Genomic DNA, 24,429 nt, shown 5'->3' with positions numbered 1-24,429 from the left:
TCCCGGCCGCCTTGTGCTGCGCGACCGCGGCCGCCGTGCGGTCGCGCCAGCTCTGCATCAGGCAGAGTTGGTTCGGTCTAAAGATTGCGAAATAAAGAGTTTATTTCCCCTTCAGCGTACCTGCTGTCCCGAGCCAGCCCGCAAGCTTGCCTCCCTCGCCGACGGCGCGCAGCCGTTTCTCGGTCGCGTCGCGCACCGGGTCGGTGGCCACCACCAGCAGTTCGTCGCCCCGCCGCAGCACGGTCGTGGGCCCCGGCACGAAGCTCTCGTCCTCGCGCACGACGAGGGTGACCGCGGCCCCCGGGGGCAGTCGCAGCTCCCCGACCTCCACGCCGTGCATCTTCGATCCCTCGGGGACCGCGACGGACAGCAGGTGCCCGCGCAGCCGCTCCAGGGGCGCCGATTCGATGCCCAGGTCCTCGGGCTCCGTCTCGCCCAGCCGCAGCCTCCTGGCGAGCCAGGGCAGCGTCGGTCCCTGCACCAGGGTGTAGACGATCACCAGCACGAAGACGATGTTGAAGATCGTGCGGCTGTCGTTCACCCCGGCCACCATGGGGATGGTCGCCAGGACGATGGGTACGGCCCCGCGCAGCCCCGCCCAGGACAGCAGCACCTTCTCCTGCCAGGGCGTACGGAACGGGGCTGTGCTCAGGAACACCGACACCGGCCGGGCGATCACGGTCAGCACCAGGCCGACGACGAGCGCGGGCAGGATGTCGTCGCCCAGCTCGTGCGGGGTGACGAGCAGACCGAGCAGCACGAACATGCCGATCTGGGCGATCCAGCCGAGCCCCTCCGCGAACCCGCGGGTCGCGGGCCAGTGCGGCAGCTTGGCGTTGCCGAGTATCAGCGCCGCGAGGTAGACGGCCAGGAAGCCGGAGCCGTGCAGCAGCGCACCGCCCGCGTACGCGGCGGTCGCGATGGCCATCACGGCGATCGGGTAGAGGCCGGAGGCGGGCAGCGCCACGCGCCGCATGGCGTACGCGCCGAGGAAGCCGACCGCGAGGCCGACGGCCGCGCCGATCGCCAGTTCCAGGGCGATCTTGCCGACGAGCAGGTACCAGTGGTCGACCGGCCCGGCCGCCGAGAAGGCGACCACGAGGATGACGACAGGGGCGTCGTTGAAGCCCGATTCGGCCTCCAGGACACCCGTCAGCCGGGACGGCAGCGGAACGTTCCGCAGGACGGAGAAGACGGCGGCCGCGTCCGTGGAGGACACCACCGCGCCGATGATCAGGGCTTGCCGCCACTCCACGCCGGCGAGATAGTGCGCCGCCGCCGCGGTGATGCCCACGCTCAGGGCGACGCCGACGGTGGAGAGCACGGCCGCCGAGGGGAGCGCGGGTCTGATCTCGTGCCACTTGGTGCCGAGACCGCCCTCCGCCAGGATCACGACGAGGGCGGCGTAACCGATCACCTGGGTGAGGCCGACGTCGTTGAAGGAGACGCCGATGCCGTCCTGCCCCAGGGCGACGCCGATGCCGAGGTAGATGAGCAGGCTGGGCAGCCCGCTGCGCGAGGAGATCCGTACCGCCGCCACCGCGACGAGCAGCACGAGGGAGCAGATCAGCAGGAGTTCGTTGAGGTGGTGGACAGTCAGGGGCCGGTCCCTTCACGAGTCTTTCCACGGATGACGGACATCGGCCGAAACGTTCCTTCGGCCGACCGCAACTTCATTTCCTAACCTAACATTTTACGGTTTCTTAACGCGTGACGGTGGCCACAGCGGCCTCCGTCGCTGCCCCGCCGGACTCCGCGTCAGGGCGCCCACGGCCCTGCGCCTATGGTTGCTTCAGCACTCCAGGACCACCCTGCCCCTCTAAGGACAGCGATGCCCTCCAACAAGACCGGCCCTTCCGGCAAGAAAGCCGGTAAGAAGAAAGGCCGCCGCGCACGCCTGCTCGTGATCACTCTCGTGCTGCTGCTCGTGGCGGGCGTCGGCTTCGGCGCGTACTGGAGCGTCAGTACGGTCCGGGCCTCTTTTCCGGAGACCAGCGGCACCCTTCAGCTCAAGGGGCTGTCCGGACAGGTCAAGGTCGCGCGTGACGGGAACGGCATCCCGCAGATCTACGCGGACAGCGCCGAGGACCTCTTCCGTGCGCAGGGCTTCGTCCAGGCGCAGGACCGGTTCTGGGAGATGGACGTCCGCAGGCACATGACGGCGGGCCGGCTGTCCGAGATGTTCGGCGACAGCCAGGTGGAGACCGACGCCTTCGTCCGCACCATGGGCTGGCGGAAGGTCGCGCAGGAGGAGTACGACACCAAGCTGTCGGCCGCCACCAAGAAGTACCTGCAGGCGTACTCCGACGGCGTCAACGCCTACCTTGCGGACCACAAGGGCAAGTCGCTCTCCGTCGAGTACGCGGCCCTGGAGTTCCAGAACGACTACAAGCCCGAGAAGTGGACCCCGGTCGACTCCGTGGCCTGGCTGAAGGCCATGGCCTGGGACCTGCGCGGCAACATGCAGGACGAGATCGACCGCTCCCTCGCGGCGACCCGGCTGACGCCCAAGCAGATCGACCAGCTGTACCCGGCGTACCCGTACGACCGGAACAAGCCGATCGTCGAGGGCGGCGCGGTCGACTCGGCCAATGAGTTCAACCCGAAGCTCAGCCCGTCCTCGAACCCGCAGCCCGGCGGCCAGAGCGGCACCACGGGCACCCCCGGCACCCCGGGCGGCACGGGCGCGGCGGGCACCGGCGGCCAGAGCGGCACCGGCGGCCAGGGCACCACGAACGGCACCGGTGGCACCGGTGGCACGGGCGGCGCCGCGGGCACCGGCGGTACGGGCACGGGCGGTACGGGCACGGGCGGCACCACCGGGACGCCCGGCACCACCACCGGCGGCAGCGCCGGGGGCGGGCTGCGCAACGGCCTCTCCGCGCTCTCCAACACCCTCGACAAGATCCCCGCGCTGCTCGGTCCCTCCGGCAACGGCATCGGGTCGAACTCCTGGGTCGTCTCCGGTCAGTACACGACCACCGGGAAGCCGCTGCTCGCCAACGACCCGCACCTGGCACCGCAGATGCCCTCGCTCTGGTACCAGATGGGCCTGCACTGCACCAAGGTCAGCGCCGCGTGCCCGTACGACGTGGCCGGCTACACCTTCTCCGGCATGCCCGGCGTGGTCATCGGCCACAACCAGGACATCGCCTGGGGCATGACCAACATGGGCGCGGACGTCTCCGACCTGTACCTGGAGAAGGTCACCACCGACACGTACCTCTACGACAACAAGCAGGTCCCCTTCACCACCCGCAAGGAGACCATCAAGGTCGCGGGCGGCAAGGACCGTCAGTTCACGATCCGCACGACCAACAACGGCCCGGTGGTCTCCGACCGCAACACCGAGCTGGGCAAGGTCGGCCAGGACGCGCCCGTGCAGGACCCCGCGCCCGACCGCGCGGAGGGCTACGCCGTGTCGCTGCGCTGGACCGCGCTCGACCCGGGCAAGAGCATGGACGCCCTGCTGGACCTGAACAAGGCCAAGGACTGGAAGGAGTTCCGCGCGGCGGCCGCCGGGTTCGAGGTGCCCTCGGAGAACCTGATCTACGCCGACACCCAGGGCAACATCGGCTACCAGGCCCCCGGCAAGATCCCGGTCCGCAAGGGCGACGGCCGCAACCCCGCCCCGGGCTGGGAATCCGCCTACAAGTGGACCACCTACGTCCCGCAGGCCGAACTGCCCTGGGAGTACAACCCCAAGCGCGGCTACATCGTCGCCGCCAACCAGGCCGTGGCCGACAAGAAGTACCCGAACCAGCTGACCTCGGACTGGGGCTACGGCGTCCGCAGCCAGCGCATCAACGACCTCATCCAGTCGAAGATCAAGGACGGGGGGAAGATCTCGACGGACGACATGCAGAAGATGCAGATGGACAACACCAGCGAGATCGCCAAGCTGCTGACCCCCTACCTGCTCAAGATCGAGCTCAAGGGCGACAACGAGCGCGAGACGAAGTACGTCCGTGAGGCGCAGAAGCTCCTGGAGGGCTGGGACTACACGCAGGAGGCCGACTCGGCCGCCGCCGCGTACTTCAACGCCGTGTGGCGCAACACCCTCAAGCTCGCCTTCGGCAACAAGCTGCCGAAGGAGCTGCGGGTCAAGGGCCAGTGCCTGCGCGTCCGTCCGGCGAACGACTCCGGTCCGCAGGAGGACCTCGACGGCAACACCCGGCTCGTCCAGGAGTGCGGCGAGCGCGACCCCGACTCGGCGCAGCCCGACGGCGGCGACCGCTGGTTCGAGGTCGTCCGCGGCATCCTCGACAAGCCGGACGACCCGTGGTGGAAGACCGGCACCAGCCGCTCCAACCCCGACACCGGCGCCCGCAACCGCGACGAGCTGCTGGCCCAGGCCATGAAGGACGCCCGCTGGGAGCTCACCTCCAAGCTCGGCAAGGACGTCAACTCCTGGAGCTGGGGCCGACTGCACCAGCTGAACCTGAAGAACCAGACCCTCGGCAAGGACGGCCCCGCCGTCGTGCGCTGGCTGCTCAACCGCGGTCCCTGGAACCTCGCGGGCGGCGAGGCCGCGGTCAACGCCGCGGGCTGGAACGCGGCGGGCGGCTACGACGTGATCTGGGTGCCGTCGATGCGGATGGTCGTCAACCTCGGCGACCTCGACAAGTCCCGGTGGATCAACCTCACCGGAGCCTCCGGCCACGCCTACAACGCCCACTACTACGACCAGACGGACAAGTGGGCCAAGGGCGAACTGCTCCCGTGGGCCTACAGCCCCGACGCGGTCAAGAAGGCGACGGATGCGGAGCTGACGCTCAAGCCGTAGCGCTGGGCGCTGTGCCTTTGGGGACCTCCGGCTGCGGGCCGGTTCGCCGCCTGCGGCGGGAGCGCCCTGCGGGCGCGTCTCAAACTCCCCCAGCTACCGCTGGGAGGTGCCCCCTGGACGGGCTGGATTTCGCGGACTGCGGTCCGGAAACTCAGCCCGTCCGGCGTTTGAGGACCGGGGTCCGGGGCGGAGCCCCGTGCGGACGGCCGTCAGCCGACCGGAAACCGGCGGACGCCATGCGGCGTCACCACCGCGTCCACCGGCTGATCATGCGGCTCCGCCGGGACCTCGGCGATCACCTCGGTGTCGTACAGCAGGACCACCCGCGCGGGAGCCCGCCCGGCGAGGGCGAGGCGGGCCAGGACGCGGTCGTACGAGCCACCGCCCCGCCCCAGCCGCAGACCGCGCCCGTCCACCGCCAGCCCCGGCAGCAGCACCGTGTCGGCGGAGGTCACGGCGGACGGCCCGAGCCGGTCGCCGTCCGGCTCCAGGAGGCCCCTGGAGGCCCGTACGAGGTGATCGGGGCCGCGGTACAGGCCCCAGTCGAGATCGTTGTCGGACAGCAGGACCGGCAGCAGCACACGGACGCCCCGCTCGCGCAGTGCCTCCAGCAACGCGCGCGTGCCCGGCTCGCTGCCCACCGAGACGTAGGCCGCCACCGTTCCGGCCTCCGCGAGCTCCGGCAGTTCCAGGGCCCGCCGGGCTAGAGCGGCCTCCGCGACCTCCCGGTCACCGGCGGTCAACCCCGATCTCACCGCGAGGAAAGCCCGCCGCAACTCGGCCTTACCACCCTCGTTTTTGATCACTGTTCGTGCAAACTCCCTGTCTCGGGTCATACTCGGTGGAGCCTCATCTTCCGCACAATCTCAACCGTTAGTGTTCGGCTCATGACTCATTCGCGTCCTCGGATCAGCAAGGCTGTCATCCCTGCCGCCGGGCTAGGCACCCGCTTCCTCCCGGCGACCAAGGCCACGCCCAAGGAGATGCTGCCGGTTGTCGACAAGCCGGCGATCCAGTACGTGGTGGAGGAGGCCGTCCTCGCCGGGTTGTCGGACGTCCTCATGATCACAGGTCGTAACAAGCGTCCCCTGGAGGACCACTTCGACCGCAACTACGAGCTGGAGGAGGCGCTGCGCCGCAAGGGCGACGAGTCCCGTCTCGCCCGGGTGCAGGAATCCAGCGACCTGGCCACCATGCACTACGTGCGCCAGGGCGACCCCCGGGGCCTCGGGCACGCCGTGCTGTGCGCGGCCCCGCACGTCGGTGACGAGCCCTTCGCCGTCCTCCTCGGCGACGACCTCATCGACGCCCGCGATCCGCTGCTGTCCCACATGGTCGACATCCAGCGCAAGCACGGCGGCAGCGTGATCGCCCTCATGGAGGTCGATCCTTCCCAGGTCCACCTCTACGGCTGCGCGGCCGTCAAACCCACCGATGTGGACGGCGTCGTGGAGATCACCGGCCTGGTGGAGAAGCCCGACCCCGCCGAGGCCCCCAGCAACTACGCCGTCATCGGCCGTTATGTCCTCGACCCCGCCGTCTTCGACGTGCTGCGCGAGACCGAGCCCGGCCGCGGCGGTGAGATCCAGCTCACGGACGCCCTCCAGGCCCTCGCCGCCGAGCCCGGCCTCGGCGGACCCGTGCACGGCGTGATCTTCAAGGGCCGTCGCTACGACACCGGGGACCGCGGTGACTATCTGCGTGCCATTGTCAGACTGGCATGCGAGCGTGAAGATCTAGGACCGGACTTCCGCGCCTGGCTTCGCCGTTACGTCACCGAGGAGATGTAGCACTTTGAGCAGAACCACCGACACAGCGGACGGCACACCCCCCGAGACCGCCGCGGGCGAGGAGCGCCTCTGGTCGGTGGACGAGCACCTCGACGACATCCTGGGCAGGATCCGCCCGCTGGAGCCGATCGAGCTGCAACTGCTCGACGCCCAGGGCTGCGTGCTCGTCGAGGACGTCACCGTGCCCACCGCCCTCCCGCCCTTCGACAACAGTTCCATGGACGGCTACGCGGTCCGTGTGGCGGATGTCGAGGGCGCGAGCGCGGAGTTCCCGGTGGTGCTCACCGTGATCGGCGACGTGGCCGCGGGCAGCGGTGAGCCGCCCGCCGTCGGCCCCGGCGAGGCCGCCCGCATCATGACCGGCGCGCCCCTGCCGCCGGGTGCCGAGGCCGTCGTCCCCGTCGAGTGGACCGACGGCGGTACGGGCGGCGGCCCGGCCACCACCATGGCCGCCCACAGCACCGCCCCCGACGGGGCCGCGGGCGAGGTCCGTGTCCACCGGCCCGTCGCCGCCCGCGCCCACGTCCGCGACCGCGGCAGCGACGTCGGCGCCGGCGCCCTCGCCCTCCGCGCGGGCACGGTCCTGGGGCCGCCCCAGATCGCCCTGCTCGCCGCGATCGGCCGGGCCTCCGTGAAGGTCCGCCCCCGCCCCCGCGTCGTCGTCCTGTCGACCGGCAGCGAGCTCGTCCAGCCCGGCACGGAGCTCACGCCCGGCCGCATCCACGACTCCAACAGCTTCGTCCTCACCGCCTGCGCCCGCGACGCCGGCGCGATCGCCTACCGCGTCGGCGCCGTCGACGACGACGCGGAGACCCTGCGCGCCACCCTGGAGGACCAGCTCATCCGCGCCGACGCCGTCGTCACCAGCGGCGGCGTCAGCGTCGGCGCGTACGACGTGGTCAAGGAGACCCTCTCCGGGCTCGCCGGGGAGGAGGGCAGCGTCTCCTTCCGCAGGCTGGCCATGCAGCCGGGCAAGCCGCAGGGCTTCGGCCGCATCGGCCCCGACCGCGTCCCGCTGTTCGCCCTGCCGGGCAACCCCGTCAGCGCGTACGTCTCCTTCGAGCTCTTCGTGCGGCCCGCCGTCCGCGCCCTCATGGGCCTCGAACCCGCAGACCGCACGACCGTGCGCGCGGTCTGCGCCGACGCCATCGCCTCCTCCCCGAAGGGCCGCCGCCAGTTCCTGCGCGCCCGCCACGAGGACGGCCGGGTGACGGTCGTCGGCGGCGCGGGCTCCCACCTGGTCAAGGCCCTCGCCGACGCCAACGCCCTCATAGTCGTCCCGGAGGACACCACCTCCGTCGAGGCGGGCACCGAGCTCGATGTGATCCTCCTCGGCTGACCGGCCGCTGCGCCCCGCTCGCTGCCCGATACGGTGTCTGCCCGAACGGACCGGACCAGGAGAACGATGAGCAGCGCCCAGGACCCCCTTCCGCAGCCGACCGGCCTCACGCACATCGACAGCGCGGGTGCCGCCCGGATGGTCGACGTCTCCGCCAAGGAGGTCACCACCCGCACCGCCCGCGCGAGCGGCCGGGTGCTGGTCTCGCCGTCCGTCGTCGAGCTGCTGCGCGGCGAGGGCGTCCCCAAGGGTGACGCCCTCGCCACCGCCCGGATCGCGGGCATCATGGGCGCCAAGCGCACGCCCGACCTGATCCCGCTCTGCCACCCCCTCGCCGTGTCCGGCGTCAAGGTCGACCTCATCGTCGCCGACGACGCGGTCGAGATCCTCGCCACCGTGAGGACCACGGACCGCACGGGCGTGGAGATGGAGGCCCTGACCGCCGTCACCGTGGCCGCCCTCACGGTCGTCGACATGGTCAAGGCCGTGGACAAGGCAGCCGTGATCACGGACGTGCGGGTGGAGGAGAAGACGGGCGGCAAGTCGGGCCCGTGGCTCCGCGCCGGGCGGGAAGCCGGGCGGGAAGGAGCGGGGGAGTGAAGCAGGAACCGGGGGGCGCGGGGCCGTACCGCGCGCTCGTCGTCACGGCCTCCAACCGCGCCGCCGCCGGGGTCTACGCCGACCGGGGCGGCCCGCTGCTCGTCGCCGGGCTGGAGGCCCTCGGCCTCGCTGTCGACGGCCCCCGGGTCGTTCCCGACGGCGACCCCGTCGAGGCCGCCCTGCGGGACGCCGTGCGGCAGGCGTACGACGTGGTGGTGACCACCGGCGGCACGGGGATCTCGCCCACGGACCGCACCCCCGAGGCCACCCGCCGCGTCCTCGACCACGAGATCCCCGGCATCCCCGAGGCCATCCGCGCGGAGGGCCTGGCGAAGGTCGCCACGGCCGCGCTCTCCCGGGGCCTCGCCGGGGTCGCGGGCCGCACCCTGATCGTGAACCTGCCCGGCTCCACCGGCGGCGTCCGCGACGGCCTGGCCGTACTGGAACGGCTGCTCCTGCACGCCGTCGACCAGCTCCACGGCGGCGACCACCCGGCCCCGGGCGCGACGGGCCCCACGGGCGGCGGCACGGGCGATGACACGGGCGGGGGCACGCCCAGGCCGCCGCGCCCGCCCGCGGACGGCCCCCGGACCTCCGCATGAGCGGCGCCTGGCCCGTCGAGCTGGGGGACGGCGACGTCGTCCTCCGCCCCATCAGGCTGCGCGACCAGCACGCCTGGCGGGAGGTCAACCGGCGCAACCGTGACTGGCTGCGCCCCTGGGAGGCCACCATCCCCCCGCCCGCCCCCGGCGGACCGGTCACCCAGCGCCCCACCTACCGGCAGATGGTCCGGCACCTGCGCGCCGAGGCCCACGCCGGGCGCATGCTGCCCTTCGTCATCGACTACCAGGGGCGGCTGGCCGGGCAGCTGACCGTGGCGGGCATCACCTGGGGCTCGATGTGCTCCGCCCACATCGGCTACTGGGTGGACGCGGCCGTCGCGGGCCGGGGCGTCATGCCGACCGCCGTCGCCCTCGCCGTCGACCACTGTTTCCACACCGTCGGGCTGCACCGGGTCGAAGTGTGCATCCGGCCGGAGAACCTGCCCAGCCGCCGGGTCGTCGAGAAGCTCGATTTCCGGGAGGAGGGGCTGCGCCCCGGATATCTCCACATCGACGGTGCCTGGCGTGACCACCTCGTCTACGCCCTGACCGCCGAGGAGGTCCCGGACGGGCTGCTGGCGCGCTGGCACCGGTCCCGGCCCGGCACTCCACAGAAATAGAATTAACGTTCGAAATTGACTGTCGATTGACAGTATTGGAGAGGTTCCGGCCCCAACAATCACAAAAAAAGTTCGAGATATCAGCCGGATCGTGCGACACACCGGGCCAATTGGCGGAATCCCTCGCGTGCGCCCCTCTACGGTGTGAAGCGTGAGCAGCAGCGGCCTCATCTACGCAGTCATCGTCGGGGCCTGGGCCGCCTACTTGGTGCCGATGTGGCTCCGTAGGCAGGACGAGCTCAATGAAGCCCGTCCGACGGAACGCTTCAGCACCGCCATCCGGCTGCTGTCCGGACGGGCGGGCATGGAGCGCCGTTACGCCAAGGGTCTGGAAGGGCGTGCGACCGACGACGCGCCGGTAACAGGCGAGCCCGCGGACGACCGTGGGCCGGAGCCGGAAGCGCCGACCGAAACGGTCGACGTCCGGCCCTTCGGCATGCCCGCACCGGCGCAGCAGGGGGCGGCCGGGGCTCCGGCCGCGCCCTCCCCGGGCGCGGTTCCCTCCCTGACGGCCGCCGAGCGCGCCCGGCGCTCGAAGGTTCTCGCGCGCCGTCGGCGCACCACGGTGGTTCTCTTCCTCGTCTTCACGCTCGGCGCGATCGTCGCGGGCGTGGGCGGGCTGGCGTTCCTGTGGGTCCCGGCCGTGCCCGCGGTGCTGCTGAGCACGTACATCGTCTACCTGCGGACGCAGGAGCGGCGCCGGTTCGCCTTCACCATGGACCAGCGCCGTGCCGAACTGGCCGCGCAGCGGCTCCGTGAGGGCCGCTCCCGCCCTCATCAGGCGGCGCCGGAGGCCGTGACCGCCGCCGCCCCCGTTGAGGACACGGCCCCCCATCCGGCGCCCGCGCCGTCCGAGCCCTCGGTGACGGCGGGCCGCCGGGCGCTGGTCGAGCAGACCGACCACGCGGAGTGGGTGGATCAGCAGCGCGACCGTGGCGCGGGCGAGGGCTGGGAGCCCGTGCCCGTGCCGCTGCCGACGTACGTCACCGCGCCGGTCGCCCCGCGCGCCGGGGACAGCGTCGACCTCGGCGCCCCGGACACCTGGAGCTCCGCCCGCTCCAGCGCCGCCGAACCGGCGGGCCGCCGCCCGGCCGACGACCGCCGCGGCGGCCGCCCCCGCCGGCGCCCGCGCGAGCGCGGCCGCACGCCGCTGTTCGACCAGTACGCCGACGACCACCGGCCCCGCGCGGCCAACGAGTGACCTCCGCGCTGACCAGCGGGGAGCGGATTTCTGAGCACCCGGACGGAGGTGCTAGAGTTTCACTCGTTGCAAGGGCCTGTGGCGCAGTCCGGTAGCGCACCTCGTTCGCATCGAGGGGGTCAGGGGTTCGAATCCCCTCAGGTCCACCGCAACGACTGTTCTTGAGTTCGCTCAGGGGCAGTTGACAAAGATCCCGTCCGATCGTTCCGATCGGGCGGGATCTTTGTGTTTCCGGGGTTCGCCCGAGTGCTTCCGAACTCCCCGGCTCCGGGCGCGGCATGGGGCCGCGGCGAGGGCTGTACGGTTCGGCGCGTTCTGCGGTGCGGTGCGGACTTCGAGTCTGTTTCGAATGCGGGCCTGCACGATCGCGGCATGAGAATACTGTTCGTGGCGGGCAGCGGTGCTGGGACGATCTTCCCCGGTGTGCCGTTGGCCCAGGCGGCCCGCACCGCGGGACATGAAGTGATCATGACGGGGCCCGAGGCGGCGATGCCCACCGTCATCGCCGCGGGAATACCCGCCTTCCCGGTGACCTCGCGCACGCTCTTCGACTGTCGGAGCGGGCCGACTCCGCCCGGCGGGCCGGAGCGCGACATCGCCCTCGGGCGCGTGTTCGGCCGGCTCGGAGCTTATTCCCTGGACGGTCTGCTCGACCTGGTGGACCGGTGGCGGCCGGACGTCGTGGTGAGCAACGTCCTCGCCTACGCGGGCCCGCTCGCGGCGCACTACGCGGGTGTTCCCTGGGTGCGGTTCGCCACCGACATCGGCGAGCCCCTGGTCATCGATCTCGCCGCCGCCGCGCAACTCGCGCCGGAGCTGGAGCGCCTCGGGCTGCGGGACATGCCCGCGCCGGCCTTCTCCATCAGTGTCATGCCGCCGAGTGTGCGGCCTGCGACGGCGCCTGTCGCGCTGCCGATGCGGCACGTCCCGTACAGCACCCAGAGGTCCCTGGAGCCCTGGATGTGCACCAAGGGGGACCGGCCGCGGGTCCTGGTGAGCATCGGCAGCAGGGTCACCCCGGACTTCGAGTTCGATCTGCTCAGCGACCTCGTGGAGAAGGTCGCTCCGCTCGATGCCGAGTTGCTGATCGCCACACCCGACGACGTCGTGGAGAAGCTGGGCCCCCTGCCCAACGGGGCGCGTGCCGGATGGCTGCCGTTGGACGTCCTCGCTCCCACCTGTGACCTGATGGTCCATCACGCCGGTAGCAGCACCACCCTGACGAGTCTGGCCCACGGGGTGCCGCAGCTCTTCGTCCCGAACAACCCGGGGCTGCGGGATCACGGTGAGCGCATCAGTGCCCAGGGCGCCGCGCGGATGATCGGGCCGGAGGGCGACGGAGCGGACGACATCGCCGCCGCCATCCGGGACATGCTCGTCGACCCGTCGTACCGGAGCGCTGCCGAGCGGCTGCGGGACGAGATGCACCGGATGCCCGTTGCCGCCGACGTGGTGCGCGAGATCGAGCGTGCAGTAGCCGTGCACCGGGAATCCGCAGCGCGGTGACAGGCCTCCGACCGGGCTCGCTGTCGCCCCTGCCGTACGGGTCGGCGTGCGTCCCTACAGCTTCGCCGCCACCGTCCGGGCCACCCGCACGATGTCGCCCGACGGTCTCGTCGGGTACGTGGGGCGGTCGCGGGTCCAGCGGTCCTCCAGGGCGAACCAGTCGACGGGCTTCGGGGCGCGGCGGGTCGTCAGGGCCGTGTCCAGGGACGTGAAGTAGGTCTTCCAGCGGAGCCGGTAGAGGCCGCCGACCAGGCCCGACCATTCGCGGTTCGCGTAGTCGTGGAGCTTGCCGCTGTTCGCCGAGGGGCGGGGGCCCCAGGTGGTGAGGAGGGAGACCGCGTCGTATTCGAGGCGGTCGCGTTCCGCCCCGGTCGTGCCCCAGGCGCGGGCGTCGGCGATCCAGCGGCCCAGCAGGTGCTGGGCATCGGTGGCGACCGCCTGCTCCAGGAGCGTCATCCAGTCGAGCCACTCGTGGGTCAGGGCGCGGAAACGGTCCCGGTCGCCGGCTTCGTGGGCGGCCTTGAGGCGCGGCAGCAGGAGGCGGGCGCGGTTGGCGACGCACTGCCGGGTGACGTCCAGGAGGTCGTAGCGGTAGGCGGAGCTCCGGCGCAGAGAGGGGGCGACGGCGAGGAGTTCCGGCAGGGCGCGGGCGAACTCGGCCGCGTCGTAGCGCAGTTGTTTCGGCGACCAGGCGGCGGCGTGTGTGACGGCCAGGTCGGGGCGGGCGGCGAAGAGGCTGTCGGCGCCCTCGCTCCAGCCGTCGGCGCGGCTGGTGCCGTAGGCGGTGCGCCGGAGCACGTCCCAGGCGCGTACGGCGTGGGCGTCGGCGGCGCCGTACCGGTAGCGCGGCCACTCCTCGAACCAGGCGGGCAGGTCCACCGGCCCGTCCGTCCACGGCAGGTCGCCGAAGAGGGCGAGGGCCGCGGGGTTGTTGTCGGCGGCCTCCGGCATGAGGGCGATGCCGGAGAGCGCGCTGCCGGCCTTGGTACGCCAACGGTCGTAGAGACCGGCCCAGTCGGGGGTGTTGGCGCCCATCGCCGTGTGGCCGCCGAAGTTCCAGATCGAGCCGAAGGCGTACGGTGTGCCGCCCCAGTCGGACTCGCGGTCGGTGACGCGGGCGTAGCGGTCGGACAGCCCGTCGAGGATCAGCATCCGGGACCTGTCGACGGCGTCGACGATCTCGCGGCGCGGGTTCGTCTGCCAGCCGAGGATGGCCCAGGTGGCGCGCGGGTGCGCGGCGCGCAGGGCCTTCTCGACGGCCCGCGCGGCGTCGCCCACGGGCACGTTCCCCGGGTTGCCGCCCTCGTGCAGCAGGTCCATCTTGTACATCGACGTCGCCCCGTACAGCTCCTGCTGCACTTGGTAGAAGGTCCGGGCGACACGGCCGAAATGGTCGGTGCGCGGGTCGAGCCAGTCGGGCCGCCGGAAGCCGCCCCAGTCGCCCTGCGGGACGACGCGGGCGCCGGGGTTGCGCCGGGCGAAGCCGGGCGGCACGGTGCCGAAATAGCCCGGGAACACGGGCGTCATGCCCAGCTCGCGCAGCCGCCGTACGATCCGCCGCGCCAGGGCCGTGCGCCGGGCGAGGAGCGCGGGGGAGACGGGACCGCCGAAGGAGGCCATGTTCTGCATCAGCCACCACGGCTGGTGCGCGGGCCCCGGCAGCCACTCGTGCAGCTCGGCGTCGCTGTAGCCGTGCTCCGCGAACGTCCGGTGGTAGACCGCGTCGGCGCCCGCGTAGACGAGCACCTCGTTGAAGCCGTGCAGGGCGAGCACATCGATTTCGTGCTCCCAGTAGTCCCACCCTCTGTAGGGGCCCGCGTAGCTGTCGTTGGTGTCGTTGAGGACGAAGCGGTGGGCGACGTTCGCGGCCCTGACGAGAGGGGTACGGACGCCGGGTAGGCGGTCGGGGAGGGCGGTCTGCGCACCGTTCCAGGAGAAGTGGGCGTGGGCCGTATGTCTGAGGTACCAGTGGAAGCCCGTCAGTTGGACCGCCGGGGTGCTGCCCTCCACCAGGAGCGCGCCCGTGCCGCCCGAGACCCGGAAGACGTCCGCGCCGTCCTTGCGGGGGACGGTGCGGAAGGCGACCTGGGCGCGGTGGCCGGGGAGCAGCCGGCCGAGGGCCGCGGCGGCGGCCCCCGTACCGTCCGCGGCCCTCGCGGCGGAGGGCGTCCCCGCCGCGCCGAGCGCGGCGGATCCGGCGAGAGCGCACAGGAGCGTACGACGGGCGATGGGCATGGTGACCTCCACCGTGGCACCGCGGCGAGCGGACCGGACCGCTCGGGCGCGGTGATCCTACGAGCTGACGAGCGCCACACGGCAAGGGCGCGGGCGGCGAACCAGCCACGCCGGTTAGATTTGGCACGAATGGCCCCATCGGACCGACCCCGCCTGCTAGACCGCCCCCGTCCCGCCGACCCGAGGAAGCCCGTGGCGCGCTCACAGCGGTCATCGCGATCATTGCCGTCACCGCGATCACCGCGATCACCGCGATCACCGCGATCACCGCGGTCGCTCCGCTCGCTGGCCGCGACCCTGGGCGCCCTGGTCCTCACCGTGGGCGTGCTCTGCGGCTGCGCCGAGCCGGGCGGTCTCAAGGTGTCGGGCCCCGCGCAGAGCCCCTCGCCGGGCACGAGCCCGGTCTATGTGTCGGAGGGCGCCGGACTGCCGCCGCTGCGCCGCCCCGAGGCCTTCACGGCCTCCGGCACCGTCCGCCTCACCGGCCTGCGCTGGGAGAGCTGGGGCGGGTCGACCGCGGTGGGCACCGGGAAGGTCGGCGGCAGCTGGTGCCTGCCGTCCTGCGGCGGCAAGCCGTACGACGCCCGGGTCACGCTCGGCGGTCTCATCCGGCAGGACCGTTCCGCCTACTACAGCCACGCCGCGGTCGACGTCGACGGCCTGTCCGCCGAACAGCACGAGGAGCTGCGCGACCTGTGGCTCCACGTCCCCAAGCGTTAGCCGCCGAGGAGCCTGAAGCATGGGACTGCGTACGAAGATCGGCGTGGCCATCACCGCCACCGCCGCCCTGGTCGCCGTCATCATGGGCCTCGTCGTGCACCACCGCACCGCCCTCACCCAGCTCGACACCGCCCGGGACAGCCTGGAGTCCCGGCTCGGCGCGGCCGTCGAGGACCACGCCGCCGGGATCGACCGGCCCCGCACCCTCATCAACCCGGACCGGATACCCGGGCCGCTGCGGAAGGCCATCGACAGGGGCAGACGAGCCACCTATCTGGACCGCAGCGGCCCCGAACCGACGCTCTGGGCGGGCAGCCGCCTCGGGCGCGACGTCATCGTCCTCAAGCACCCCTACACGCGGCAGGCGCAGAACCTGCGGGACCTCGACGAGATCCTCTGGCTGGCGGGCGGCCTCGGCACCGCGTTCGCCTGCCTCGTCGGCGTCACCCTCGCGACCGTGGCGGGCCGCCGCATCGACGCCTCCGCCCGGACCGCCGAGCGCATCGCCGACGGCGACCTCACGGCCCGCCTCAGCCCCCGCGGCGGCAAGGACGAGATCGCCCGGCTCACCGTCGCCGTCAACACCATGGCCGACGCGCTCGCCGCCCGCCTCCAGGCGGAGCGCGAGGTCACCTCGAACATCGCGCACGAACTCCGCACCCCCGTCGCGGGCCTGGTGGCCGCCGCCGCGCTGCTGCCGCCCGGCCGCCCCACGGAGATGGTGCGGGAGCGGGCGGAGCGGGTGCGCGCCCTCATGGAGGACGTCCTGGAGGTGGCCCGCCTCGACGGCTCCACCGAGCACGCCGACACCGACATACGGTCCCTGGCCGAGCTCACCCGGCGGTCCGTACGGGCCGCGGCCGTCCCGGACGGCGCGAAGGTGGACGTGCGCGTGGTGCGCGACAGCCTCGTCGAGACCGACGCCCGCCGTGTCGAACGCGTCCTGGCCAATCTCCTCACCAACGCCTTCCGGCACGGCGTGGCGCCCGTCGTCGCCGAGGTCGACGGCGGGGTCGTCCGGGTGCAGGACGGCGGCCCCGGCTTCCCGCCGCAACTGCTCACCCGAGGACCGCAGCGCTTCCGCACGGGCTCGGGCTCCGGCCTCGGGCTGGGGCTGACGATCGCCGCCGGGCAGGCCCGGGTCCTCGGGGCGCGGCTGACGTTCGCCAACCCGGAGGGCGGCGGAGCGGAGGCCGCACTGGACCTGACGGAGGCCGTACGCGATGCCGTGGGCGATGCCGCGGGCGACGGGAGCGCCTGAACGTGCGGGGCGGCCCGGCAGGGGCAACAGTGGAAGCCACGGGGTGAGCCACAGGGTGAGCCACCACCTCCGGCGACGTACGGGAGCGGCCACGATGGACGAGCACGTCCTGTTCATGACTGTCGACGGGCCCCACGCGGGGCACCGCGCCCTCGAAGCGCTCCGCAAGGCGGACGACGACGGCGACATCAAGCTGCGCGAGGCCGTGGTGATCAACCGGGACGCCGAGGGGAACGTCGACTTTCCCGACGCGGAGGACAACACCGGCACGGCGCGCGGGTTCGCCGTGGGCGGCCTCGTGGGCGGGCTCGTCGGCATCCTCGGCGGGCCCCTCGGCATCATGATCGGCTTCGGCGCGGGCGGCCTGATCGGCGGCGCGCGCGACGCCCGCGAGGCCACCGCCTCGACCGCCGCCGTCGAGATGCTGGCCGCGGAGGTCCCGCCGGGGAGCACGGTACTGATCGCCGAGGTCGTCGAGGACGATCCGGCCGTCCTCGACGCCGCGCTGGCACACTTCGGCACGGCGCTGGAGCGCTACCCGACGGACCGCGTACGGGAGGCGGTGGAGGAGGCGATCTCGGGGCGGGGTTGAGCCGGGTGCCTCCTGGCGCCGGGGGATTCTCCGGGGCGCTCATGAGGCGCCTCACGTCGGGTGGCGGACCGGCGATCGGCTGGGCTTCGCGGGCGCCCATCCGGGCGTTTGCGCGGCGGACGGTTGTGGCGTACGTGATCCGGCGGCGCGGTCACCGGCCTGCTTCGCGGTCGCGCCCGTAGGGCGTTCCCGCCACAGGCGGCAGACGGCCCGCGGTGGGCAGGGCGGCTCAGCGCAAGCGCAACGGCTTGGTGAAGCAGCGGCTCGACGCGCTGTCGCGGTACAGGCCGAACTTCCGCTGCGCCGGGACGTAGCCGGAGGACGCGTACAGCGCGATCGCCTCCGGCTGCATGTCGCCCGTCTCCAGGACCATCCGGGCGCGCCCGGCGGCCGTCGCGTCCGCCTCCAGCCGCGCGAGTATTCGCCGCGCCAGCCCGCGCCCCCGCGCCGCCGGGACCACGTACATCCGCTTCAGCTCGGCGTCCCCGTCTGCGTACCCCTCGCCGTTCGTCTCCTGCGAGCGCCAGCCGCCGGTGGCGACGGGAGTGCCGTCGTCCTCGTACGCGATGAGATATAGGCCACGCGGCGGGGCGAACTGGGCGGGGTCCAGGGGGGTGAGATCGCCGTCTCCCCCGTAGCGCTGCGCGTACTCCAGTTGCACCTGGTCACTGAGTTTCACGGCGTCCGGGTGGTCGAAGGCGAGCGGCACGATGCGCATCAACGCATCGTACGAGCGGGAGGGACGCCCGCGGCAGGGGTGCCTCGGAAGTCGGTATCGTGCCGGAATGCTCACCGTGACCTCCGTGAATGTGAACGGCCTGCGCGCCGCCGCCAAGAAGGGCTTCGTCGAGTGGCTGGCCGCCACCGAGGCCGACGTCGTCTGCCTGCAGGAAGTGCGCGCCGAGGCACACCAGCTCCCCGACGAGGTACGCGAGCCCGCCGGCTGGCACACCGTGCACGCCCCGGCCGCCGCGAAGGGCCGCGCCGGCGTCTCCCTCTACACCCGGCGCGAGCCGGACGCGGTACGCGTCGGCTTCGGCTCGGCGGAGTTCGACGGCAGCGGCCGCTATGTGGAGGCCGACCTGCCGGGCGTCACGGTCGCGAGCCTCTACCTCCCCTCCGGCGAGGTCGGCACGGAGCGGCAGGACGAGAAGGAACGCTTCATGGCGGAGTTCCTGCCCTACCTCGTCGACCTGCGCGCCCGCGCGGCGGCGGACGGCCGCGAGGTGCTCGTCTGCGGCGACTGGAACATCGCCCACACCGAGGCCGACCTCAAGAACTGGAAGGCCAACCGCAAGAGCGCGGGCTTCCTCCCGGAGGAGCGGACCTGGCTGACCTCGGTCTTCGACACGTACGTGGACGTGGTCCGCGCCCTCCACCCCGGCGTCGACGGCCCGTACTCCTGGTGGTCCTACCGGGGCCGTGCCTTCGACAACGACTCGGGCTGGCGGATCGACTACCAGGTGGCGACGCCGTCGCTCGCGGAGCGCGCGGTGAAGGCCGTGGTGGAGCGGGCCGCGTCGCACGACCTGCGGTGGTCGGACCATGCGCCGGTGACGGCGGTCTACGAGCTGTAGTCCCGGCGGGCGCCCCGCCCATGCGGGCGGGGCTGCGGTGGGATGGCTCAGGCGGGGCCGACTCCGGCCTGAGTCTTGATGGTGTCCACGGCCTCACCGGTGAGCAGCCGAAGCGGCACGACGGTCCACCGGTCGCCCTTGCGCATGATCACGGCATTGCCGTCCTTGGTACGGCCGATGTGCACGAACCCATGGTTGCGCCGCAGGTCTTTCGCCAGGTGCTCGCCGTGGATCATGCGCTACTTCCCTTCGCGCTCCTCGTCGTCGGCCATGCTGCTGTAGACGTTACCGTTCTGCGAGACCTGTGTTCCGGGGTCGGTGACCTCGTCCCTGTGCTCGTTCGGGTCCCACTCGTCATCATTCTGCTTGCCCATTTCCGTGCACTCCTTCGTGGCTGCATAGACATGGCCGACGGGCGTGTCTTCGGATCACTCGGTGCGGCTCACGTCTGCGTAGTCCACGCACGCGCCCTGATATCGCTGAACGTTGACTGCCTTCACCTTCGTGCGCAGCACGTCGAGCACCCTGGCGGGCCGTACGTCTTCGGCCCGTGCTTCCCATTCGCGCCCGCCGCCGCAGGGCCGGAGGAACACCCGTGTCGGTGTCGTCTCCATCACTTCGCCGACACGGTCGCTCCGGACGTCCAGTGCCAACGCGCCTACCTCTACCTCTGTCATGCCGTGATCGTCCCGTCGTTCATCGGGACGGGGGAACCTCGTACGTTTCTCATTTTGGGACGTCCTGCATGAGATAGAACGTCCCTGGCAACGTCCGGTAATGCAGGGAGAGATGGGCCATGCCGAATGAACGCCTGCGAGCCGTCATGGTGTCCAGAGGGTGGACGTACGCCGACTTGGCCAATGCGGCAGGTGTTGACCCCAAGTCCGTTGAGCGGTGGGTCAATCTCGGGCGCACGCCGCGGCGACCCGCTGCTCACAAGGCGGCCGAAGCGCTGGGGGAGGACGTGCACGCGCTATGGCCGGCGCTCCGGCAAGCACGCGCCGCGCGAGCGGTCAGCCCCGAACTCGTCGCGCTGTACGACCAGAGGGCGGACGTACCCGTGTCGGCCTTCGTCGAACTCCTTTCCCAGGCCCACCAGCGGATTGACGTGCTGGTGTACGCGGCCGTCTACCTGCACGAGGCATACCCGCGCCTCAATGATCTGCTGCGGGAGCGAGCTGCCGAAGGCTGCGCAATCCGGATCGCGGTAGGTGACGCGGACAGCTCCAACGTCCAACAGCGGGGTCAGGAGGAGAGGTTCGGCCACGGGATCGAGTCCCGTTGTCGTCTTGCGCTCATGCACTATCGGCCGCTGGAGGACGTTGCGGGTATCGAACTGCGGGTGCACGGAACGACCCTTTACAACAGCCTGTATCGCGCAGACGATCAGGTGTTGGTCAACGCTCACCTATGGGGCGCCAACGCCTATGGCGCGCCCGTGTGGCACCTGCGAAGAAACGGTGACGGGGGAATGTTCGATGCCTACGCGGAGAGCTTCGACGCCGTATGGGAAACCGCCCGCTCCCTGGAAAGCTGAGCCCATGTCACGGACCGAGTACTTCGACGACCCCGACGCCCCCGAGCCCAACAGCCTGGTCGTCGCCGCTTCCGCCGTCGTCACCGACGACCACGGCCGCATCCTGTTGCAGCGGCGGCGGGACAACGGGCTGTGGGCGCTTCCCGGCGGCGGGATGGACATGGGCGACTCGTTGCCGGGGGCGGCCGTGCGGGAGGTCGAGGAGGAGACCGGGCTGGAGGTGGAGATCACGGGGCTCGTCGGGACGTACACCGACCCCCGGCACGTCATCGCGTACAGCGACGGCGAGGTGCGGCGGCAGTTCAACGTGTGTTTCACGGCGCGCGTCGTCGGCGGGACGCCGGCCGTCTCGGACGAGAGTACGGAGCTCCGCTTCGTGGCGCCGGGAGAGCTCTACGCGTTGCCCATGCACCACACGCAGCGGCTACGGCTCCGGCACTTCCTGGAGCATCGCGCGACGCCCTACCTGGGCTAGGCCCGTTCCCCCAGTTCCCTCCGGAGCCGCCGGTCCATCGCCATGGCGACCTCCGCCTCCACCACCGTTCCGGCGATGGGGCGGAGGCGGTCCAGGGCTTCCGCCAGGGGGGTGTCCGGGACGTGGTCGCGGATCAGGGTGGTGAACGTTTCCGCCAGCGCGTCGGCGTGGGCGCGGACCTCGCGGCCCGCGGTGAGGATGGCGGAGAGGGGGACGCCGTGCCGGATCAAGGCCGTCGAGGCGTCGAGGAGGCGGCGGCTGACGTGGACGAGTTCCTCGCCGTCGACCGCCAGATAGCCGAGGTCGAGCGAGACGGCGAGGTTCTCCGGGGTGACCTGGCCCTCGAAGCGGCCCGCCAGTTCCTCCGGGGTCAGCCGTACCGGGGTCTCCTCGGACCAGGGGGCGGTGAGCGCGCCGCCCAGGCCGAGGAGTTCGCCGGCGTCCCGCGCGTGCTCGAAGGCGGTGAGCAACTCCGCTATCCCGCCGAGCGTGTGGCCCCGTTCCAGCAGGGCGCCGATGGTCCGCAGCCGTGCCAGGTGGTGCTGCCCGTACCAGGCGATGCGGCCCTCGCGGCGCGGCGGCTGCACGAGTTTCCGCTCGCGGTAGTAGCGCAGAGTGCGCACACTGATCCCCGCCGCCTCGGCGAGCTCCGCCACCCGGTATTCCCGCTGTTTGTCCACGCGCGCAGCCTAAGCGGCGGAGCCGCGGATCGGCGGACCCCCGTGCGACCCACGGTAACTTCCTTGTGCCGTACCCCTGTCGTTCGTCCTGCCGCTGCCCTACGCTCCCGATCGTGCCAGTAAACGCTGGCACGATCGCGGCTTCGGGAGGCGGCGGCATGACCGAGCACGAACGCCAGCGCACACATGTGAGGGTGGCGGTGATCGGGTCCGGGTTCGGCGGGCTGGGTGCGGCGGTACGGCTCCGCCGCGAGGGCATCACCGACTTCGTGGTCCTGGAACGCGCGAGCTCCGTCGGCGGCACCTGGCGGGACAACACCTACCCCGGCTGCGCCTGCGACGTCCCCTCGCACCTCTACTCGTTCTCCTTCGCCCCCAACCCCGAATGGCCGCGCAACTTCTCCGGCCAGCCGCACATCCGCGCCTACCTGGAACGCGTCACCGACACCTTCGGCATCCGGCCGCACCTGCGGCTCGACTCCGAAGTGCGGGGCATGCGCTGGGACTCCGAGCGGCTGCGCTGGGAGCTCGACACCGCGACCGGCCCGCTCACCGCGGACGTCGTGGTCTCCGCGACCGGCCCGCTCTCCGACCCGAGGATCCCCGACGTGCCGGGCATGGACACCTTCCCCGGCCGGGTCTTCCACTCCTCGCGCTGGGACCACGACTACGACCTGCGGGGCAAGCGCGTCGCCGTGATCGGGACAGGCGCCTCCGCCATCCAGTTCGTCCCGGCCGTCCAGCCGGACGTCGAGCGGCTCACGCTCTTCCAGCGCACCCCGGCCTGGGTGGTACCGCGTGCCGACCGCGGGATCAGCCGGCCGGAACAGTGGCTGCACGCCAAGCTGCCGGCCACCCGCCTGCTGCGCCGCGGGCTGCTGTGGGGGATGCGGGAGCTGCAGGTCGGCATGTTCACCAAACGGCCGTCCGACCTGCGCTTCCTGGAGTGGCTGGCCGCGTCCCACCTGCGCAGGTCCGTCAAGGACCCGGTGCTGCGGGCCGCGTTGACGCCCTCGTACCGCATCGGCTGCAAGCGCATCCTGCTCTCCAACGACTTCTATCCCGCGCTCACCAAGCCCAATGTGGACCTGGTGACGTCCGGGCTCGCCGAGGTGCGCGGCTCCACGCTGGTGGCCGCCGACGGCACGGAGACGGAGGCCGACGCGATCATCTTCGGCACCGGCTTCCGGGTCACCGACCAGCCGATAGGCGAGCGCGTCACGGGCGCCGACGGCCGCACCCTCGCCGAGGAGTGGAAGGGCGGCATGGCGGCGCTGCGCGGCGCCACCGTCGCCGGATTCCCCAACTTCGTCCAGATCATCGGGCCCAACACCGGCCTCGGCAACAGCTCGATGATCCTCATCATCGAATCGCACCTCAACTACCTCATGGACTACATGCGGCAGTTGGAGCTCCTCGGCGGCTCCCGGCACAAGGTCGCGCTCGCCCCCCGCCCGTCCGCCGTCAACGCCTGGAACCGCAAGCTCCAGGCGCGGCTGGCGCGTTCGGTCTGGAACACCGGCTGCGGCAGCTGGTACCTGGACGCCAACGGCCGCAACACCACGCTCTGGCCCGGCACCACCGCGGAGTTCCGCAAGGTCACCCGCCGGGTGGACCTCACCGAGTACCAGGTGCTGCGCGTGCCCCGGGCCGCCGTCCGCACCGCTTCCGTGGCGGAGGCCGCCCGATGAGCCGCATACCGCTGGAAGGACAGGTCGCCGTCGTCACCGGCGCCGCGCGGGGCATCGGCGCGCTGCTGGCCCGCAAGCTCTCCGCGCGTGGCGCCCGGGTCGCGCTCGTGGGCCTGGAGGAGGACGAGCTGCGCCGGGTCGCGGAGGGGCTCCACGAGGACGCGGCGCACTGGTACGCCGACGTCACCGACCACGAGGCGATGGCGCGGGTCGCCCACGAGGTCAAGGCCCGCTTCGGGAAGGTGGACATCGTCGTCGCCAACGCGGGCGTCGCCGCGGGCGGTCCGCTCGACGGCTGCGACCTCGCCACCTGGCGGCGGGTCGTCGAGGTCAACCTCATCGGCAGCGCCGTCACCGGCCGAGCCTTCCTGCCCGTGCTCGCCGAGAGCCGCGGCTATCTGCTCCAGATCGCGTCGCTCGCCGCGATCAGCCCCGCGCCGATGATGAGCGCCTACTGCGCGTCGAAGTCGGGCGTCGAGGCGTACGCGCACTGCCTGCGCGCCGAGGTCGGGCACCGGGGCGTACGGGTCGGGGTCGGCTACCTCAGCTGGACCGACACCGACCTGGTGCGCGGGGCCGACGAGGACCCGGTGATGCGGGAGTCGCGCGAGCGGCTGCCGTGGCCCGTGAACCGTACATACCCCCTCGGCCCGGCCGTCGACCGGCTGGTCGCGGGCATCGAGCGGCGCTCCGCGCACGTGTACGCGCAGGGCTGGCTGCGTGCGATGCAGCCCGTACGGGGGCTGCTGCCCGCGCTCATCGGCACGTTCGGGGCGCGCGAGATGCGGCACCTCGAACCCAGGCTGTCCGGGACGCGGACGGGGCTGGTCGGCGCCGGGGGAGCGGCGGACGAGAAGGCACGGGCGGCGACGGCGAGGGGGTAGCGCAGGGTAGTCGTCCGATGTGCGGGGAATTGGGGTGCGTGTCAGGCTGATTCGGGGCGGATCGCCCCCCATTCCCCCTCACCAAGGAGTGAGAACAGCATGGGCATCAAGGACGAGATGCAGGCCAAGGCGCAGCAGGCCAAGCAGAAGATGCAGGGCAAGCAGGACGAGGCCAAGCAGCGCGCCCAGAGCGAGCAGGAGCGGCTGCGCCAGCGCGCGGAGGAAGCCCGGCAGAAGGGCCAGCAGTCGTTCGACGACATCCAGGACGACCTCGACGACCGCACCTAGCGGAAACGGCCACAGCACGTCGGGCGGACTGTTCTGCAGTCCGCC

General features: G+C 71.9%; 25 protein-coding genes and 1 tRNA gene. 18 read left to right on the top strand and 8 right to left on the bottom strand.

Annotated elements, in window-relative coordinates:
- Positions 1–100 precede the first annotated feature (100 nt).
- Positions 101–1,600 carry a potassium/proton antiporter gene (locus tag ACWD4A_RS23595; protein ID WP_451197007.1) on the bottom strand — a complete coding sequence of 500 codons (1,500 nt, stop codon included), beginning with the start codon at positions 1,598–1,600 and terminating at the stop codon, positions 101–103.
- Between the two features lie 231 nt (positions 1,601–1,831).
- Here ACWD4A_RS23595 and ACWD4A_RS23590 point away from each other — a divergent pair, with 231 nt between their 5' ends.
- A complete protein-coding gene (locus ACWD4A_RS23590) occupies positions 1,832–4,786 on the top strand; it encodes a penicillin acylase family protein (RefSeq protein WP_451196969.1) in 2,955 nt (984 codons plus the stop codon).
- A gap of 209 nt (positions 4,787–4,995) precedes the next feature.
- Here the strand turns inward: ACWD4A_RS23590 and ACWD4A_RS23585 are convergent, their stop codons facing one another.
- Complete coding sequence (locus tag ACWD4A_RS23585) at positions 4,996–5,622, bottom strand: 5-formyltetrahydrofolate cyclo-ligase (protein WP_451196968.1); 627 nt, start codon at positions 5,620–5,622, stop codon at positions 4,996–4,998.
- 51 nt (positions 5,623–5,673) lie between these two features.
- Here ACWD4A_RS23585 and galU point away from each other — a divergent pair, with 51 nt between their 5' ends.
- The 8 genes from galU (at position 5,674) to ACWD4A_RS23545 (ending at position 12,444) form a co-directional block, all read left to right on the top strand.
- Complete coding sequence (gene galU / locus ACWD4A_RS23580; protein ID WP_451196967.1) at positions 5,674–6,576, top strand: UTP--glucose-1-phosphate uridylyltransferase GalU; 903 nt, start codon at positions 5,674–5,676, stop codon at positions 6,574–6,576.
- A gap of 76 nt (positions 6,577–6,652) precedes the next feature.
- Complete coding sequence (gene glp / locus ACWD4A_RS23575) at positions 6,653–7,915, top strand: molybdotransferase-like divisome protein Glp (protein WP_451197005.1); 1,263 nt, start codon at positions 6,653–6,655, stop codon at positions 7,913–7,915.
- A gap of 66 nt (positions 7,916–7,981) precedes the next feature.
- Positions 7,982–8,515: a cyclic pyranopterin monophosphate synthase MoaC gene (gene moaC / locus ACWD4A_RS23570; protein WP_451196966.1), complete on the top strand. Its 534-nt coding sequence runs from the start codon at positions 7,982–7,984 to the stop codon at positions 8,513–8,515.
- Positions 8,512–9,117 (top strand): MogA/MoaB family molybdenum cofactor biosynthesis protein, encoded by a 606-nt coding sequence (locus tag ACWD4A_RS23565; RefSeq protein WP_451196964.1) that lies wholly within the window; start codon positions 8,512–8,514, stop codon positions 9,115–9,117. The genes moaC and ACWD4A_RS23565 overlap by 4 nt, the downstream gene beginning before the upstream one ends.
- A complete protein-coding gene (locus ACWD4A_RS23560) occupies positions 9,114–9,737 on the top strand; it encodes a GNAT family N-acetyltransferase (protein WP_451196963.1) in 624 nt (207 codons plus the stop codon). The genes ACWD4A_RS23565 and ACWD4A_RS23560 overlap by 4 nt, the downstream gene beginning before the upstream one ends.
- A 151-nt stretch (positions 9,738–9,888) precedes the next feature.
- Entirely contained in the window at positions 9,889–10,938 is a 1,050-nt protein-coding gene (sepX, locus tag ACWD4A_RS23555; RefSeq protein ID WP_451196962.1) for a divisome protein SepX/GlpR, read from the top strand.
- Between the two features lie 72 nt (positions 10,939–11,010).
- Positions 11,011–11,084, top strand: a tRNA-Ala gene (locus tag ACWD4A_RS23550).
- 226 nt (positions 11,085–11,310) lie between these two features.
- Entirely contained in the window at positions 11,311–12,444 is a 1,134-nt protein-coding gene (locus ACWD4A_RS23545; protein ID WP_451196960.1) for a nucleotide disphospho-sugar-binding domain-containing protein, read from the top strand.
- A 54-nt stretch (positions 12,445–12,498) separates the two neighbouring features.
- Here ACWD4A_RS23545 and ACWD4A_RS23540 read toward each other — a convergent pair whose 3' ends face one another.
- Entirely contained in the window at positions 12,499–14,679 is a 2,181-nt protein-coding gene (locus ACWD4A_RS23540; protein WP_451196959.1) for an alpha-N-acetylglucosaminidase, read from the bottom strand.
- 318 nt (positions 14,680–14,997) lie between these two features.
- Between ACWD4A_RS23540 and ACWD4A_RS23535 the strand changes: the two genes are divergently transcribed.
- From ACWD4A_RS23535 to ACWD4A_RS23525, 3 genes are all read left to right on the top strand, one after another.
- On the top strand, positions 14,998–15,399 hold the full coding sequence (locus tag ACWD4A_RS23535; RefSeq protein ID WP_451196957.1) for a hypothetical protein: 402 nt from the start codon (positions 14,998–15,000) through the stop codon (positions 15,397–15,399).
- A gap of 19 nt (positions 15,400–15,418) precedes the next feature.
- Positions 15,419–16,660: an ATP-binding protein gene (locus tag ACWD4A_RS23530; protein WP_451196955.1), complete on the top strand. Its 1,242-nt coding sequence runs from the start codon at positions 15,419–15,421 to the stop codon at positions 16,658–16,660.
- Between the two features lie 94 nt (positions 16,661–16,754).
- Complete coding sequence (locus ACWD4A_RS23525) at positions 16,755–17,252, top strand: DUF1269 domain-containing protein (protein ID WP_451196953.1); 498 nt, start codon at positions 16,755–16,757, stop codon at positions 17,250–17,252.
- Between the two features lie 229 nt (positions 17,253–17,481).
- Here ACWD4A_RS23525 and ACWD4A_RS23520 read toward each other — a convergent pair whose 3' ends face one another.
- On the bottom strand, positions 17,482–17,970 hold the full coding sequence (locus ACWD4A_RS23520) for a GNAT family N-acetyltransferase (RefSeq protein ID WP_451196952.1): 489 nt from the start codon (positions 17,968–17,970) through the stop codon (positions 17,482–17,484).
- Positions 17,971–18,037: 67 nt separating this feature from the next.
- Here ACWD4A_RS23520 and ACWD4A_RS23515 point away from each other — a divergent pair, with 67 nt between their 5' ends.
- Positions 18,038–18,829 carry an exodeoxyribonuclease III gene (locus ACWD4A_RS23515; protein WP_451196950.1) on the top strand — a complete coding sequence of 264 codons (792 nt, stop codon included), beginning with the start codon at positions 18,038–18,040 and terminating at the stop codon, positions 18,827–18,829.
- 47 nt (positions 18,830–18,876) lie between these two features.
- Here ACWD4A_RS23515 and ACWD4A_RS23510 read toward each other — a convergent pair whose 3' ends face one another.
- From ACWD4A_RS23510 to ACWD4A_RS23500, 3 genes are read right to left on the bottom strand one after another with little or no spacing between them, the layout of a single operon-like run.
- Entirely contained in the window at positions 18,877–19,065 is a 189-nt protein-coding gene (locus ACWD4A_RS23510; RefSeq protein ID WP_451196948.1) for a hypothetical protein, read from the bottom strand.
- 3 nt (positions 19,066–19,068) lie between these two features.
- Positions 19,069–19,203, bottom strand: a complete 135-nt coding sequence (locus ACWD4A_RS23505) for a hypothetical protein (protein ID WP_451196947.1) — start codon at positions 19,201–19,203, stop codon at positions 19,069–19,071.
- A gap of 54 nt (positions 19,204–19,257) precedes the next feature.
- Entirely contained in the window at positions 19,258–19,506 is a 249-nt protein-coding gene (locus ACWD4A_RS23500; protein WP_451196946.1) for a hypothetical protein, read from the bottom strand.
- A 119-nt stretch (positions 19,507–19,625) separates the two neighbouring features.
- Between ACWD4A_RS23500 and ACWD4A_RS23495 the strand changes: the two genes are divergently transcribed.
- Positions 19,626–20,366: a helix-turn-helix domain-containing protein gene (locus ACWD4A_RS23495; protein ID WP_451196945.1), complete on the top strand. Its 741-nt coding sequence runs from the start codon at positions 19,626–19,628 to the stop codon at positions 20,364–20,366.
- Between the two features lie 4 nt (positions 20,367–20,370).
- Positions 20,371–20,841, top strand: a complete 471-nt coding sequence (locus tag ACWD4A_RS23490) for an NUDIX domain-containing protein (RefSeq protein WP_451196944.1) — start codon at positions 20,371–20,373, stop codon at positions 20,839–20,841.
- Here the strand turns inward: ACWD4A_RS23490 and ACWD4A_RS23485 are convergent.
- Positions 20,838–21,521: a MerR family transcriptional regulator gene (locus tag ACWD4A_RS23485; RefSeq protein WP_451196943.1), complete on the bottom strand. Its 684-nt coding sequence runs from the start codon at positions 21,519–21,521 to the stop codon at positions 20,838–20,840. The two genes, ACWD4A_RS23490 and ACWD4A_RS23485, sit on opposite strands and share 4 nt — an antisense overlap.
- A 158-nt stretch (positions 21,522–21,679) precedes the next feature.
- Here ACWD4A_RS23485 and ACWD4A_RS23480 point away from each other — a divergent pair, with 158 nt between their 5' ends.
- From ACWD4A_RS23480 to ACWD4A_RS23470, 3 genes are all read left to right on the top strand, one after another.
- Positions 21,680–23,212, top strand: coding sequence for a flavin-containing monooxygenase (locus tag ACWD4A_RS23480; RefSeq protein ID WP_451196942.1), 1,533 nt, complete (start codon positions 21,680–21,682; stop codon positions 23,210–23,212).
- Entirely contained in the window at positions 23,209–24,096 is an 888-nt protein-coding gene (locus ACWD4A_RS23475) for an SDR family oxidoreductase (RefSeq protein WP_451196941.1), read from the top strand. The genes ACWD4A_RS23480 and ACWD4A_RS23475 overlap by 4 nt, the downstream gene beginning before the upstream one ends.
- 99 nt (positions 24,097–24,195) lie before the next feature.
- Positions 24,196–24,384: a hypothetical protein gene (locus tag ACWD4A_RS23470; RefSeq protein ID WP_451196939.1), complete on the top strand. Its 189-nt coding sequence runs from the start codon at positions 24,196–24,198 to the stop codon at positions 24,382–24,384.
- Positions 24,385–24,429 lie beyond the last annotated feature (45 nt).

The organism is Streptomyces sp. NPDC002537 (assembly GCF_053594975.1).
This window is presented reverse-complemented; position numbering and strand designations above follow the sequence as displayed.

What these genes read in the sequence shown, in the direction of transcription:
- ACWD4A_RS23590 (WP_451196969.1), top strand. Translation starts at nt 1,832, where the DNA reads ATGCCCTCCAACAAGACCGGCCCTTCCGGCAAGAAAGCCGGTAAGAAG.
- ACWD4A_RS23585 (WP_451196968.1), bottom strand. Translation starts at nt 5,622, where the DNA reads ATGACCCGAGACAGGGAGTTTGCACGAACAGTGATCAAAAACGAGGGT.
- galU (WP_451196967.1), top strand. Translation starts at nt 5,674, where the DNA reads ATGACTCATTCGCGTCCTCGGATCAGCAAGGCTGTCATCCCTGCCGCC.
- moaC (WP_451196966.1), top strand. Translation starts at nt 7,982, where the DNA reads ATGAGCAGCGCCCAGGACCCCCTTCCGCAGCCGACCGGCCTCACGCAC.
- ACWD4A_RS23560 (WP_451196963.1), top strand. Translation starts at nt 9,114, where the DNA reads ATGAGCGGCGCCTGGCCCGTCGAGCTGGGGGACGGCGACGTCGTCCTC.
- ACWD4A_RS23545 (WP_451196960.1), top strand. Translation starts at nt 11,311, where the DNA reads ATGAGAATACTGTTCGTGGCGGGCAGCGGTGCTGGGACGATCTTCCCC.
- ACWD4A_RS23540 (WP_451196959.1), bottom strand. Translation starts at nt 14,679, where the DNA reads ATGCCCATCGCCCGTCGTACGCTCCTGTGCGCTCTCGCCGGATCCGCC.
- ACWD4A_RS23530 (WP_451196955.1), top strand. Translation starts at nt 15,419, where the DNA reads ATGGGACTGCGTACGAAGATCGGCGTGGCCATCACCGCCACCGCCGCC.
- ACWD4A_RS23525 (WP_451196953.1), top strand. Translation starts at nt 16,755, where the DNA reads ATGGACGAGCACGTCCTGTTCATGACTGTCGACGGGCCCCACGCGGGG.
- ACWD4A_RS23520 (WP_451196952.1), bottom strand. Translation starts at nt 17,970, where the DNA reads ATGCGCATCGTGCCGCTCGCCTTCGACCACCCGGACGCCGTGAAACTC.
- ACWD4A_RS23515 (WP_451196950.1), top strand. Translation starts at nt 18,038, where the DNA reads ATGCTCACCGTGACCTCCGTGAATGTGAACGGCCTGCGCGCCGCCGCC.
- ACWD4A_RS23510 (WP_451196948.1), bottom strand. Translation starts at nt 19,065, where the DNA reads ATGATCCACGGCGAGCACCTGGCGAAAGACCTGCGGCGCAACCATGGG.
- ACWD4A_RS23505 (WP_451196947.1), bottom strand. Translation starts at nt 19,203, where the DNA reads ATGGGCAAGCAGAATGATGACGAGTGGGACCCGAACGAGCACAGGGAC.
- ACWD4A_RS23500 (WP_451196946.1), bottom strand. Translation starts at nt 19,506, where the DNA reads ATGACAGAGGTAGAGGTAGGCGCGTTGGCACTGGACGTCCGGAGCGAC.
- ACWD4A_RS23495 (WP_451196945.1), top strand. Translation starts at nt 19,626, where the DNA reads ATGCCGAATGAACGCCTGCGAGCCGTCATGGTGTCCAGAGGGTGGACG.
- ACWD4A_RS23490 (WP_451196944.1), top strand. Translation starts at nt 20,371, where the DNA reads ATGTCACGGACCGAGTACTTCGACGACCCCGACGCCCCCGAGCCCAAC.
- ACWD4A_RS23480 (WP_451196942.1), top strand. Translation starts at nt 21,680, where the DNA reads ATGACCGAGCACGAACGCCAGCGCACACATGTGAGGGTGGCGGTGATC.
- ACWD4A_RS23475 (WP_451196941.1), top strand. Translation starts at nt 23,209, where the DNA reads ATGAGCCGCATACCGCTGGAAGGACAGGTCGCCGTCGTCACCGGCGCC.
- ACWD4A_RS23470 (WP_451196939.1), top strand. Translation starts at nt 24,196, where the DNA reads ATGGGCATCAAGGACGAGATGCAGGCCAAGGCGCAGCAGGCCAAGCAG.